The organism is Pseudomonas sp. PD9R, from assembly GCF_019200975.1.
Classification (GTDB): domain Bacteria; phylum Pseudomonadota; class Gammaproteobacteria; order Pseudomonadales; family Pseudomonadaceae; genus Aquipseudomonas.
This window is the reverse complement of sequence record NZ_JAHTMR010000020.1, coordinates 1-13,481: the sequence shown is the minus strand read 5'-3', so window position 1 is coordinate 13,481 and position 13,481 is coordinate 1. Positions and strand designations below refer to the sequence as shown.

The window sequence follows — 13,481 nt, the reverse complement described above, 5'->3', positions numbered from 1 at the left end:
AATCGCCCGTATGTTGGACGCCAATCTTAAAGCCCAGTTGAAATCGTACCTGGAACGGGTCACTCAGCCGATCGAGATCGTTGCATCCCTCGACGACGGTGCGAAATCCCAGGAAATGCTCGAACTGCTGAAAGACGTCGCCAGTCTTTCCACCCAAATTACTTTGCTCGACAACGGTGACGATACGCGCAAGCCATCGTTCTCGATCAATCGCCCCGGAGCGGACATAAGCCTGCGTTTTGCCGGCATTCCGATGGGCCATGAATTCACTTCGTTGGTACTGGCCTTGCTGCAAGTCGGCGGCCACCCATCGAAGGCCAGTGTCGAAGTGATCGAACAGATCCGCTCGCTCAAAGGCGAGTTCAGCTTCGAGACGTACTTCTCGCTGTCGTGCCAGAATTGCCCGGACGTAGTCCAGGCGCTGAACCTGATGGCCGTGTTGAACCCGAACATTCGCCACGTCGCTATCGACGGTGCACTGTTTCAGGCGGAGGTTGATGAACGCCAGATCATGGCGGTTCCAAGTATCTATCTGAACGGCGTGAATTTCGGCCAGGGCCGTATGGGCCTTGAAGAAATCATTGCCAAGATCGACACCAGCGGCATCGAGCGCCAGGCCGAGAAGATCAGCGCCAAAGAAGCCTTTGATGTGCTGGTGGTCGGCGGAGGCCCGGCCGGTGCTTCGGCGGCAATCTACGCAGCGCGCAAAGGCATTCGCACCGGCGTGGCGGCTGAGCGTTTTGGTGGGCAGGTGCTGGACACCATGGCCATCGAAAACTTCATCTCCGTGCAGGAAACCGAAGGGCCGAAACTGGCTGTCGCGCTGGAAGAGCACGTCAAGCAATACGACGTGGATATCATGAATTTGCAACGGGCCGACAAGCTTGTGCCAGGCAAAGCAGGTGAGTTGCACGAAGTTCACTTCGCCAGCGGCGCGAAACTGAAAGCCAAGACCGTGATCCTGGCGACCGGTGCGCGGTGGCGTGAAATGAACGTGCCGGGTGAGCAGCAATACCGCAACAAAGGTGTGGCGTACTGCCCGCATTGCGACGGGCCGCTGTTCAAGGGCAAGCGTGTGGCAGTGATTGGCGGCGGTAACTCCGGCGTCGAAGCGGCCATTGATCTGGCAGGTATCGTGTCTCATGTCACGTTGCTGGAGTTCGACGTGCAGCTGCGCGCCGATGCGGTACTGCAGCGCAAATTGCACAGTCTGCCGAACGTCACCGTGATCACCAGTGCGCTAACCACTGAAGTGACGGGCGACGGCCAGAAGGTCAACGGCTTGCGCTACAAGGATCGCCAGACCGACGAAATGCGCAACGTGGAGCTGGAGGGGATCTTCGTGCAAATCGGTTTGTTGCCCAACACCGATTGGCTCAAAGGCACCATCGAGCTGTCACCGCGTGGCGAGATCATCGTCGATGCCCGTGGCGAAACGTCGATGCCGGGTGTGTTCGCCGCCGGTGACGTGACCACTGTGCCGTACAAGCAGATCGTGATTGCGGTGGGTGAGGGCGCCAAGGCTTCGCTGAGTGCATTCGATCACTTGATCCGGACGTCAGCCCCGGCATAAAAAGTGTCACCCATAAAAAACCCATGAGTGATCATGGGTTTTTTCAGATCAAAAGATCGCAGCCTGCGGCAGCTCCTACAGATTATCCATGTAGGAGCTGCCGCAGGCTGCGATCTTTTGATTCTGATTTACAGCGGTGCCGGCTGAATGATCTCGACCCAGTAAGCATCCGGGTCCTTGATGAATGCCAGGCTCTTCATGCGGCCGTCGTTCAGGCGCTTCTGGAAATCACAGCCCAGCGCTTCGAAACGCTCGCAGGCAGCGACGATATCCGGCACCGAAATGCAGATATGACCGAAACCGCGTGGGTCGGTATTGCCGTTGTGGTAGGCGAAGTCCGGGTCGTTCTCGGTGCCGTGGTTGTGGGTCAGTTCGAGAATACCGGGGATCGATTTCATCCACTCGGTACGCGCTGCGGCGTCGGCCGGGATCTGATTCTTATCGACCAGCGCAAGGAAGTACAGGCTGAATTCGGCTTCCGGGAAGTCGCGTTTTTCCACCAGCGAGAAGCCGAGGACGCGCGTGTAGAAGTCCAGGGATTTGGTGATGTCCTTGACCCGCAGCATGGTGTGGTTGAAGACAAATTTCTGGGTGGCGGCGTCAGGTTGTGCGGTCACACCGGGGAAAGTACAAAGTTCGTGCAGGCTCATGGGCCCTCCGGAAAATAAGTGGGGCTAACGAATGACGACAATGATACGCAAGGGTTCGGACATCACCAAACCAAAACCGTCGGCTATTGCCTGACGGCCGGTCGAGGCTCAGACTTCAGGGGTCAATGAGTGAGTGTTCTTTGCAATGAATCGAGTCTGTAAATCGCTGTCCGTACTGATTGGTGTGCTTTCGTCAGTCGCCATCGCCCATGCTGATGCGCCGGTCATGACATGGCCTGCTGGTTGGCAAGTCGAAGAGGTTCCGCAGGGTGATGCGGCTTCTGGGGTCAGCCGTCAGCGTGCGGTAAAAAACGATCAGGGTGGTACGCCGGTGATGGTGATGGAACTGACCATGACGCAGGTTGAAAGTGGCCATCAGGTGAACCTGGAAGGTGTGCTGCTAGAGATGCGCAAGTCAGTACAGAAAGACTTCTTTCAGGGCGGCTATCAAAGTGTCTGCAACCGTATCCACCCGGCTACCTTGAGCCGATTAGCGGCGCTGGAAACTACCTGCACCATCACCCAAAACGGTCGTCATGTGCTCTCGCAAACATTGGTCGCTGCAGTGGATGCCGATAAGGCCTACGTTCTTTCCTACGCGGGGCAGGCTGACGCTTATAAAACCAGTCAGGATGAAATAGAGGCGGCGCGTAACGGCTTGAAACTTTAGTTAAATACTTCAATGACTACGGGTTTCAGCGCCTGCTGAAATGTTTAGATACCCAAAGGGATTAAGCATAAAGTTAATCGGTAAGTAGCGAGTTGATCGACCCATATCGTTGCATTTAGATGGTATCCATGAAAAAGCCCTGCATTAGCAGGGCTTTGTTTTTCAGCGCGAGTGCTTAGCCACGCAGCCAGGAGTCAACGGTGGCGGCACCGTATTGTTCCTTCCAGGCTTTCAGGCCGCGATGGTTGCCGCCTTTGGTTTCAATCAGTTCGCCGGTATGCGGATTCTGATAAACCTTGACCACGCGAGCGCGGCGGGTCTTAGGCGCTGCGGCCTGTTGCAGGCCGGATTTTGCCGGGTTCGGATCGAGAATGGCGATGATGTCGCGCAGGCTCTTGCCGTAGGTTTTCATCAATCCCTGGAGCTTTTCTTCGAATTCGATTTCTTTCTTGAGCCCGGCATCGTTCTTCAGGGATTCAAGCTGCTTGAGCTGTTCTTGAAGGGCCTTTTCAGCGGCACGAAATTCAGCGAGTCTGGACAATATCTTTACTCCAATAGTGTGTTTGGCTGATACCAACCGCAAACAAAGCTATAAGCCAAGAGCCTTGAAGCGACTCGGTGATAATGGCTCACCTGCCAAAATACCGCAGGCACGAAAAATTGTAGTAGTTAATTGGTCAAGAGTAAATCATGTCTTTTTCTTCATGTAACGAGAGTAGTCTTTTGATTCAAATTGGTGCGTGAAATCGTTGTCTCGTCGCATAAGGCCGCGAGTTAATGGGCACTTAATGCACTAATGAACTCTGCACCAGGCATCGGTCTGCCGAACAGATAGCCTTGCAAAAAGTTAACGTTATGCGCGCTCAGGTAATCACTTTGTTCCTGGGTTTCTACACCTTCTGCAACCATTGCCAGGTCGAGCTTGACCGCGAGTTCGATGATGCTGTCCAGAATGTGGCTGGACAGTGTGTCGATGCCGATCATGGCAACGAAACTCTGGTCGATTTTCAGATAGTCGACGTTGAACTGTCGCAGGTAGCCGAGACTGGAATGTCCTGTGCCGAAGTCGTCGATGGCGATTTTCACGCCGAGGTCATGCAGTTGCTCGAACAGCTGATGGGTGATGGTTGTGGGTTCGATCAATTCCCGCTCGGTCAACTCCAGTACCAAATGGATGGAGCCGGGGACGAAAGCGTCGAGGAATTCCCGGCAATCCTTGACCAGCTCCAGGTCCTGACAATGATTGGCTGTGATATTGATGCCGATATGAAAAGGTTCTTTGAACGATGCAGACAGCGGCGCGAGCAAGGTTGCCGTTTGTTGCATCAGGGAGCGGGTCATTGGCACGATCAGGCCTGAGTGTTCGGCAAACGGAATGAACAGATCGGGGCGTACCAGGCCTTCTTTTGGGTGGTTCCAGCGCATCAGCACTTCGAGGCCGGACACCGCTTTAGTTTCGCCATGAACGACCGCCTGGAAATAAGGGACGAACTCCACAGCTTCCAGCGCGCGCTGCATTTCATGGGTCGGTGACGATGTTCGCTTCTGTAGAAAATGCGCGATTGATCCGGAAATCATGCCAAAAAAGATCAGCAGGCTGAATAGCGGCGGGTACTGACTGGTCATATAAACCCAGGTTTCACCTTTGGGAAAACCGGCTGTGACGCTGAAGGGATAACGAGAGGAGGTAAGTTTGCTTTCTGCCACCTTGAAGGCCGGCAGGGCTTCGTCGTGAAACTTGCCATCGGCCGTCAACCAATTGGGGCCGATTTGCAATGCCAGGAGTGTCTGGCGGCCTATCAGACGCAGGACATTACTCAGGTGATAGCCGTCCAGCGTACTCATCGCCCCCTGTTTGCCTTTGCTGAGCCGATAAACCAGCAGTGCGGTATCCGGGGTGACCGGGTTGCCCTTCATCAGCAGTAATTGGCCCTGGCTGTAGTCTCCAGAAGCGATCTTCTCGTGATAGTCGCCGAATAAAGAACTGCAATATATGACGTCGTCCCACAGCAGATTGGTCGAGCGCACGAAAGGGCGGCGAGTGACCTGTTCGCGTAAGGCCAGGTTAATCTCGGAGCAGCTTTGTCCGGCCAGTGGCAGTAGCTCGCGGGCAGCCTGCGCGGTGTTGTCGAGCATCAGTTCGAATTGGCGAATGGCTTCTTCGGCGGTTTGTTGCGCGCTTTGCTTGAGCGCTCGTTCAGCCTGCATATGGAGGATGACGAAGCCCAATACGATCGGAAGCAACCCGCTCAATAAAGTGACTGCGATTTTGGTACTGCGTTTGCTGGTTTTGGTTTTCAGTGGCATTCGAAAAACCTGCAACGATTGAATTGGGCTCTCGAATGCTGGTGGGGCTCAACGCCGTCCAAAAAGAGTTCAGGTACGAGCCATGATAGTTGGCCCGTGACAGTTATGCCGCTCATCGATAATTCATTCGTTCAGCGAGTTTGATGAAGGCCAGCGCTGCCGGCGAAGCCTGGCGCTGATCGAGTACTGCCAGGCCGATTTGACGCGCCACTGCGGGCGATAGCGGTTTTTTTACGTAGCGGTTCTCGCTTTGTTCGGGCAGCGAGCCTTCCGCGACGACGGTTAGCGCTGCGCCGCGTCCCACCGTATCCAGCGTGCTCAAGAGTTGCGAGCAGCGAAAGCGAATGTTGGGCGTCAGCCGGGCGGCATTGAATAGCCGCGACACCAGTTCCGACGAGCCAGCCTCGGTCAACACAAAGGGATCGTGGCACAACTCGTTCAGGCTCACGCTTTCACGTGTTGCCAGCGGGTGATCAACCGGCAGCAGCGCAACCATCTGGTCTTCGATCAGCTTGACGGTGTCGAAACGCTCATCGGGCAGTACCACAAAGCCGACATCAATGCGCCGTTCTTCCAGCCACTGGACTACCTGCCGGTCCGGCCCTTCATCTATATGCACCTCAATGCCAGGGTGTTCGGTGCGGTAATGCTGCAGGATCTGTGGCAGCAGTTTTATCGACGACGTGGGGCCGAACGAGCCGATACGCAAAGTCCCGCGTTTCATCCCGCGGGCATCCGCCGCTTCCTGGCGCAATGTGTTGGCCAGACCGAGCATGGCACGGGCGCGCAGTAGAAGCTGTTGGCCGATGTCGCTCAGTTCAACTTGAGATTGATGACGGCGCAACAACTCGACACCCAACTCTTGTTCCAGCGACTTCAGGGCATGAGAGACCGCGGATTGTGTGATGCCCAGGCGATTGGCCGCTGCCGTAAAGCCGTGCAACTCGGCGACCAGGGAGAAGATCTCCAATTGAGTAAGAGTCATGAGTATTTGCTCATTTGACGATGATCAAGTATTAGCAGAATCATATGTTAAATCACCTATATCCAGCTCCGGAAACGTATGACTATTTGTGATCAGAGCCAGTCCAATCCGTCCGATGTTCCGGTTTATCTGAAACTGGCAGTGGTCACTATGATCTGGGGAGGCACGTTCGTGGCGGGACGCTTTCTGGCTGACAGCCTCAGCCCATTATTTGCGGCCAGCCTGCGATTCCTGCTGGCTAGCGCAGCGTTGTTGCTTTTTTTACTGTTGGCTCGCGTGCCACTGACACGACCGTCTGCCAGACAATGGCTGCAATTGGTGGTACTGGGTTTTTTCGGGATTTGTTTTTATAACCTCTGCTTCTTCTATGGTCTGCACTACATCAATGCGTCGCGAGCTTCATTGATCGTGGCACTGAATCCGGCCGTGATCGGGCTGGCCTCATGGCTGCTGTTCAAGGAGCGCTTGAGCCGGTCGAAGGTCGCCGGTATCGCAATCTGCATAGCCGGCGCGAGTCTGGTGATCATCAGTCGCAACCCGCAATTGCTCGCCGGCAACGCCGATGCCTGGATTGGCGACTTGCTTATTCTCGGCTGCGTGCTTGGCTGGGGCGTTTACTCGCTGTTCTCCAAAGAGCTGAATCGAGACCTGGGGCCTGTGCAAACGGTGACTTGGTCGATTCTGCTGGGCACATTCATGCTCTGGGTGACCGCTGCGGTTCGTGGCGAATTGAATATGGCGGCGCTGAGCAGTCTCGGCCTTCAGCAATGGTTGAGCCTGGTGTATCTGGGCGTGCTGGGTTCTGCACTGGCCTACATCGGCTATTACGATGGCATCCGTAAAATTGGCGCGACCCGTTCCGGGGTGTTTATCGCGCTGAACCCACTGACGGCGGTGATCCTGGGTGCGTTGATGTTGGACGAGCAATTGACGCGGGTGATGTGCCTGGGAGGAGGGCTGATTCTTGTGGGAATTTTCTTGTGCAATAAACCCCTTGCACGCGTAGGGAAAAAGGGGATTTTATACAGAAGGCGGACAAACTGATTTACGCTGTGTAGAATCTGGTTACGCATACAAGAATAAACGTCTTCTGGCAGCAGAAGCCTCGCCCGCAATAGCCTTGGGTCGACAATGAAGATATTTGGGTTCCAATTGATCTACGGTGACTTCCTCGCCCGCAGCGTTCGGGGCATCTCCTGCGCGCCACCCACCGGCCTCAGCATTGCTAGCAACTAACATTTGTTAATTTCTAAAAGCATGATGAGGCGCCAAAATGGCAGATTTATACGAAAACCCAATGGGCCTGATGGGCTTTGAGTTCATCGAATTCGCATCTCCAACCCCTAATACCCTGGAGCCGATCTTCGAGATCATGGGCTTCACCAAGGTCGCGACCCACCGCTCCAAAGACGTGCACCTGTATCGCCAGGGCGCAATCAACCTGATCCTCAACAACGAACCGCACAGCGTAGCCTCGTACTTCGCGGCCGAGCACGGCCCGTCGGTGTGCGGCATGGCGTTCCGGGTCAAGGATTCGCAGAAAGCCTATAGCCGCGCACTGGAACTCGGCGCCCAGCCAATCCATATCGAGACCGGGCCGATGGAGCTGAACCTGCCGGCGATCAAAGGCATTGGCGGCGCGCCGCTGTACTTGATCGACCGTTTCGGCGAAGGCAGTTCGATCTACGACATTGATTTCGTGTTCATCGAAGGCGTTGATCGTCACCCGGTCGGTGCCGGCCTGAAGATCATCGACCACCTGACCCACAACGTGTATCGCGGGCGCATGGCTTACTGGGCAAACTTCTACGAGAAGCTGTTCAACTTCCGCGAAATTCGTTACTTCGACATCAAAGGCGAGTACACCGGCCTGACTTCCAAGGCCATGACCGCGCCGGACGGCATGATTCGTATCCCGCTCAACGAAGAGTCCTCCAAGGGCGCGGGGCAGATCGAAGAGTTCCTGATGCAGTTCAACGGCGAAGGCATCCAGCACGTCGCGTTCCTCAGCGACAACCTGCTGGACACTTGGGATCGCCTGAAAAAGATCGGCATGCGCTTCATGACCGCGCCGCCAGAGACCTACTACGAAATGCTCGAAGGTCGTTTGCCGAACCACGGCGAGCCCGTCAATGAACTTCAAGCGCGGGGCATTTTGCTGGACGGTTCGTCGGAGTCGGGTGACAAGCGTCTGCTGTTGCAGATTTTCTCGGAAACCCTGATGGGGCCGGTGTTCTTCGAGTTCATCCAGCGTAAAGGCGATGATGGTTTCGGCGAGGGCAACTTCAAGGCGCTGTTCGAGTCCATCGAGCGCGACCAGGTCCGTCGTGGTGTGTTGTCCACTGACTGATGCGATGTAAAAAAACCGGTCATCGACCGGTTTTTTTGGATCAAAAGATCGCAGCCTGCGGCAGGCTGCGATCTTTTGCGTTTAAGGCCTGCGCTGCCGCATCAAATGCTTGAACCCCTCAAACATCAATACCAGCACCGCCATCCAGATCGGGATGTAGGTCAGCCATTCGCCGGCCTTGATGCTCTCGCCCAGGATCAGCGCGACGCACAGCAACAACACGGGCTCGACATAGCTCAACAAACCGAACAGGCTGAATGGCAGCAGGCGGCTGGCGATGATGTAGATCACCAACGCCGAGGCGCTGATCACACCGAGCACCGGGATCAACAATGACAGCCAAGGATGCTGGTCAAACACGGTGAAACCCTGTTCACCGCTCTGCACAAACCAGAATGCCACTGGCAGTGTCAGGGCCATGTCCAGCCACAAACCGCCAAGGTTGTCCGTCGCCAGACGCTTGCGCAGGACAAAATAGGTTGGATAGCCAATGCACACCAACAAAGTCGCCCAGGAAAAACCACCGACCTGGTACACCTCGTTGATGACACCGAGGCAGGCGAAAAACACCGCGACTTTTTGCAGGTACGACAGGCGTTCGCCATAAGCGAGCCGGCCGGTCAGGACCATGGTCAGCGGTAACAGGAAATAACCCAGTGATACATCCAGGCTGTAGCCGTTGAGCGGCGCCCACATGAACAGCCAGAGCTGCACAGCGAGCAGGGCCGAAGAGACGATCAAGATGAGGAACAGTGTCGGCTGGGCACCCACTCGCCGGAAGATCTCGACGACACGTTTCCATTCTCCGGACACCACCATGAACACGGTCATGCACGGTACGGTGAGCAGCATGCGCCAGCCGAAAATTTCCACGCCACTCAAAGGGGTGAGCAGCGACGTGTAGTAATACATGACGGCAAACAGCACCGAGGCTGAAACCGATAAAGCGATACCTTTAGACAAACTGTCCTCGCGGAGTTGAAGGTGAAACGGGGGGCGGAGGATACGTGGTTTTAGCCGTGAATACTGACCAACTGATCAACACCGACTAAATGTGGGAGCGAGCCTGCTCCCGATAGCGATCCATCAGCCAACATCTCTGTTGAATGTAGTACCGCTATCGCGAGCAGGCTCGCTCCCACAATGGGTTATGGGCTCATTCAGTTATTGCGCGGTGTACGCCCCGACACAAAATGGCTCACATCATTGAACCCTGGCGTCGACGCATGCCCCGGCGTTACCAGCGAATCAATAAACGCTTCATCCTCAGCATTAATCTTCACGGCTTGAGCCTTAGTGTAGGCATCCCATTGTTCTTCGGTACGCGGGCCGACGATGGCTGAGGTGACGGCGCTGTTGTTCAGTACCCAGGCGATGGCGAACTCGACGATGCCGACACCGCGCTCTTGCGTGTATTGCTGAATCTGCTGGGCAATGCGCAGGGATTCAACGCGCCATTCGGTTTCCAGGATGCGTTTGTCCTGGCGCCCGGCGCGGCTGTTTGCGTCCGGTGTCGAATCCGGCGTGTACTTGCCGCTGAGTACGCCTCGCGCCAACGGGCTGTAAGGCACCACACCGAGGCCGTAGTTTTGCGCGGCGGTGATCTGCTCGATTTCGGCCTGGCGGTTGACGATGTTATACAGCGGCTGGCTGATCACCGGCCGGTCGACACCGAGTTTGTCGGCGAGACGAATCACCTCGGCGATCCGCCAGCCACGGTAGTTCGACAGGCCCCAATAGCGGATCTTGCCTTGGCGAATCAGGTCGCCGATGGCCGACACCGTGACCTCAAGCGGCGTGTTGTGGTCTTCGCGGTGCAGGTAATAGATGTCGAGGTAATCGGTGCCCAGGCGGGTCAGGCTGGCGTCGATGCCGTTGAAAATGTGCTTGCGGTTCAGCCCGCTGCGGTTTGGTACGCCATCCACCGGGCCAAACCCGACCTTGGTGGCGAGCACCCATTCGTGACGGCGACTGGCGATCGCTTCACCGACGATTTCCTCGGAGTGACCATTGGTGTAGACGTCGGCGGTGTCGATGAAATTGATGCCCTGGTCCCAGGCCTTGTCGATGATTCGCAGGGAATCTTCGGCGCTGGTCTGTTCGCCGAACATCATGGTGCCCAGGGTCAAGGTGGACACCTGTAGACCCGAATGACCCAGCGTGCGGTAGCTCATATTGAAATCCTTTTGCCAGAGGGAAAGGCTCAATCAAATACCAGAATTGCCAGGGGTGGCAAATGAAAAAGATCGCAGCCTGCGGCAACTCCTGCAGGAGCTGCCGCAGGCTGCGATTTTTTGATCTTGCCCTGTTAAACCCGCAACGTGCGTGTCATGCGCAATGCCAGCAAACTCCCGCAAACAATCACACCCGCCAGCAGATACAACGCCGCATCGGTCGAGCCGGTGCTGTCCTTGACCCAACCTACCAGGTACGGGCTAAGGAAACCGGCCATTTGCCCCATGGAGTTGATCAATGCCAGACCACCAGCGGCCGCGCCAGCACTCAGCAAGGCGGTTGGCACCGGCCAAAACATCGGCAGGCCGGTGAGGGCGCCCATGGTGGCGATGGTCAGGCCGAGGATGGCGATGGCCGGGTTGGCAGCGAAGTTCACCGCGATCAGCAGTCCCAGCGCTCCCATCAGCATCGGGACGACAAGATGCCAGCGGCGCTCTTTGCGCAGGTCCGCCGAACGACCGACCAACAACATGAACACCGCCGCCAGCAGATAGGGAATCGCACTCAACCAGCCAATCACCAGGTTATCGCTGAAACCGAGATTCTTGATGATCGATGGCAGCCAGAAGTTGATCGCGTACACGCCGCTCTGGATGCAGAAATAGATCAGGCCGAACGCCCAGATCGCCGGGTTCTTGAACACTGCCAGCAGCGAATCAGTCGTGGTTTTCGGTTTGTTGGCCAAGTCTTCGGCGTGGTCTGCTTCCAGTACCGAGCGCTCGAACGGGGTGAGCCACTTGGCATTGGCGTAACTGTCGCTCAGCAGGAAGTAGGCCAGGGCACCGAGGATTACCGTCGGAATGCCTTGCAGCAGGAACATCCACTGCCAGCCCGCCAAACCACCTTGGCCAGCGGCGAAGTGATTGAGAATCCAGCCGGAAAACGGGCTGCCAAGCAGGCCCGACACCGGGATCGCGGACATGAACAACGCCATGATGCGGCCACGGCGGAAGGTCGGGAACCACTGCGAGAGGTACAGCACCACACCAGGAAAGAAACCGGCTTCGGCGGCACCGGTGAACAGGCGCAAGGTGTAGAACTCGGTCGGGGTGGTGACGAACAGCAGGCAGGTCGACAGCGTGCCCCAAACGATCATCATCAGCGCGATCCAGCGGCGCGGGCCGAATCGGGTCAGGGCCAGGTTGCTGGGTACGCCGCACAGCACGTAACCGATAAAGAAGATCCCGGCACCGAGGCCGTATACGGTTTCGCTGAACTTCAGCGCGTCGAGCATCTGCAACTTGGCGAATCCAACGTTCACCCGGTCGAGGTAGTTGAACAGGTAGCAGATGAAAATGAAGGGGATCAAACGCAGGGTAATGCGTTTGTAGACGGCGTTTTTCTCGTCAACGATGGCCTGGGTAGCGGCGGCGCTCTGTGACATGGCGGCTCTCTCTTTATTATGATTTTTGCGATGCAAAGGGTAACGTTGATCGCCCCGAGAGTCTCGACCACCCTCGGGGCTGCTGTCTTTGTGCCTGAGCACAGGGTTTGCCACCAAGGCCTGTGCGGGTGAACAATCGCCCGGTTATTACGCTTTCAAGGACCCCCGTTATGTTTGAACTCGATCACGACCTGGCCCAGGACATCGTCGACCGGGCGATGGCCATCCTGCCGTACAACGTCAACGTCATGGACAGTCAGGGCCTGATCCTCGGCAGCGGAGAACCGGAGCGAATCAACACGCGGCATGAAGGTGCGCAACTGGTGTTGGCCAACGGCCGCGTGGTGGAGATCGATGCGCAAACGGCGATTCACCTCAAAGGCGTGCAACCGGGAATCAATCTGCCGCTGATGCTCGATCAACGCTTGATTGGCGTGTTGGGCATTACCGGTGAACCCGAGCAATTACGCACCTATGCCGAACTGGTGCGGATGACCGCCGAGATGCTGGTAGGCCAGCGCAATCAGCAAGCCGAACAGCAATGGCGGCGCCAGCGTTGCGATGATCTGCTGGCCTTGCTGCTCAGTGACGCCGGGAGCTCGCCGCGCCTGATCGACGAGGCGCAACAATTGGGCCTGAAGCCGCAAATGACACGGGTGCCGTACCTGTTCGAGTTGGGTATGGAACACGGACCAGGGCAAACCGTCGAGGCGCTCAGTGCCTGGCTGACTTCGCGTCACCCCGACAGCTGGTGCGTGACCTCTGCCAAGTCCTCGTTGCTCTGGTGCCGGCCAGCTGGCCAGACCGTCGAGAATGATCGATTGCTGGAAAAACTCGATGGCCTCGGCTGGAACATCTTGCGCATTGCAGTGGGCGGGCAGGCCGATGGGCTGACAGGATTGCGACGCTGCTATCGCCGGGTTGGTGATTTGCTGGCCTATGGACGCGACGTCTTGCCCCGTTCCCGACTACTGACCCTCAATCGGTATCGATTACCGGTGATGCTCTGGCGTCATCGCAACGACGATGCGCTGGACGAACTGCTCAACCCGCTGCGCAAGGTCATCGCCAAGGACAGTAACGGCCAGCTGCTGGCAACCCTGCGCAGTTGGTGCGAACACGATGGACAGAGCCAGGCCTGTGCCGATGCGCTGGGTATCCATCGCAACAGCTTGCGCTATCGGATGGAGCGGATTGCTGAACTCAGTGGCGTGGACCCGCTTCGCCTCGATGGCATGCTCGCGCTGTATCTTGGCGTACAACTACTCCCGGAAACCGACACAAACTCACTGTAGGAGCTGCCGCAGGCTGCGATCTTTTGATCTTA

Annotated in this window: 12 protein-coding genes; 5 read left to right on the top strand and 7 right to left on the bottom strand. The window is 56.6% G+C overall.

Annotated features, from left to right (window positions below):
* The first annotated feature begins 10 nt into the window (after positions 1-10).
* Positions 11-1,573 carry an alkyl hydroperoxide reductase subunit F gene (gene ahpF / locus KUF73_RS27230; protein ID WP_218441069.1) on the top strand — a complete coding sequence of 521 codons (1,563 nt, stop codon included), beginning with the start codon at positions 11-13 and terminating at the stop codon, positions 1,571-1,573.
* A 128-nt stretch (positions 1,574-1,701) separates the two neighbouring features.
* On the opposite strand, the gene gloA is transcribed toward ahpF, so the two are convergent.
* Complete coding sequence (gene gloA / locus KUF73_RS27225) at positions 1,702-2,223, bottom strand: lactoylglutathione lyase (RefSeq protein WP_218441068.1); 522 nt, start codon at positions 2,221-2,223, stop codon at positions 1,702-1,704.
* A gap of 145 nt (positions 2,224-2,368) precedes the next feature.
* Here gloA and KUF73_RS27220 point away from each other — a divergent pair, with 145 nt between their 5' ends.
* Positions 2,369-2,893, top strand: coding sequence for a DUF4946 domain-containing protein (locus tag KUF73_RS27220; RefSeq protein WP_218441067.1), 525 nt, complete (start codon positions 2,369-2,371; stop codon positions 2,891-2,893).
* Between the two features lie 175 nt (positions 2,894-3,068).
* Here the strand turns inward: KUF73_RS27220 and KUF73_RS27215 are convergent, their stop codons facing one another.
* The 3 genes from KUF73_RS27215 to KUF73_RS27205 all read right to left on the bottom strand — a co-directional run bounded on the left by KUF73_RS27215 (position 3,069) and on the right by KUF73_RS27205 (position 6,185).
* Positions 3,069-3,434 carry a histone-like nucleoid-structuring protein, MvaT/MvaU family gene (locus KUF73_RS27215; RefSeq protein WP_008075430.1) on the bottom strand — a complete coding sequence of 122 codons (366 nt, stop codon included), beginning with the start codon at positions 3,432-3,434 and terminating at the stop codon, positions 3,069-3,071.
* Between the two features lie 233 nt (positions 3,435-3,667).
* Positions 3,668-5,200, bottom strand: coding sequence for an EAL domain-containing protein (locus KUF73_RS27210; protein ID WP_218441066.1), 1,533 nt, complete (start codon positions 5,198-5,200; stop codon positions 3,668-3,670).
* Between the two features lie 112 nt (positions 5,201-5,312).
* Positions 5,313-6,185 (bottom strand): LysR family transcriptional regulator, encoded by an 873-nt coding sequence (locus tag KUF73_RS27205; protein ID WP_218441065.1) that lies wholly within the window; start codon positions 6,183-6,185, stop codon positions 5,313-5,315.
* A gap of 78 nt (positions 6,186-6,263) precedes the next feature.
* Here KUF73_RS27205 and KUF73_RS27200 point away from each other — a divergent pair, with 78 nt between their 5' ends.
* On the top strand, positions 6,264-7,229 hold the full coding sequence (locus tag KUF73_RS27200) for a DMT family transporter (RefSeq protein WP_218441064.1): 966 nt from the start codon (positions 6,264-6,266) through the stop codon (positions 7,227-7,229).
* A gap of 229 nt (positions 7,230-7,458) precedes the next feature.
* Positions 7,459-8,535, top strand: a complete 1,077-nt coding sequence (gene hppD, locus KUF73_RS27195) for a 4-hydroxyphenylpyruvate dioxygenase (RefSeq protein WP_218441063.1) — start codon at positions 7,459-7,461, stop codon at positions 8,533-8,535.
* 81 nt (positions 8,536-8,616) lie between these two features.
* Here the strand turns inward: hppD and rarD are convergent, their stop codons facing one another.
* The 3 genes from rarD to KUF73_RS27180 all read right to left on the bottom strand — a co-directional run bounded on the left by rarD (position 8,617) and on the right by KUF73_RS27180 (position 12,154).
* Entirely contained in the window at positions 8,617-9,498 is an 882-nt protein-coding gene (gene rarD / locus KUF73_RS27190; RefSeq protein WP_218441062.1) for an EamA family transporter RarD, read from the bottom strand.
* A 197-nt stretch (positions 9,499-9,695) separates the two neighbouring features.
* Complete coding sequence (locus KUF73_RS27185) at positions 9,696-10,709, bottom strand: aldo/keto reductase (RefSeq protein WP_218441061.1); 1,014 nt, start codon at positions 10,707-10,709, stop codon at positions 9,696-9,698.
* A gap of 134 nt (positions 10,710-10,843) precedes the next feature.
* Positions 10,844-12,154, bottom strand: coding sequence for an MFS transporter (locus KUF73_RS27180; RefSeq protein WP_218441060.1), 1,311 nt, complete (start codon positions 12,152-12,154; stop codon positions 10,844-10,846).
* A 170-nt stretch (positions 12,155-12,324) separates the two neighbouring features.
* Here KUF73_RS27180 and KUF73_RS27175 point away from each other — a divergent pair, with 170 nt between their 5' ends.
* Positions 12,325-13,449 carry a sugar diacid recognition domain-containing protein gene (locus KUF73_RS27175; protein ID WP_218441059.1) on the top strand — a complete coding sequence of 375 codons (1,125 nt, stop codon included), beginning with the start codon at positions 12,325-12,327 and terminating at the stop codon, positions 13,447-13,449.
* Positions 13,450-13,481: the final 32 nt, after the last annotated feature.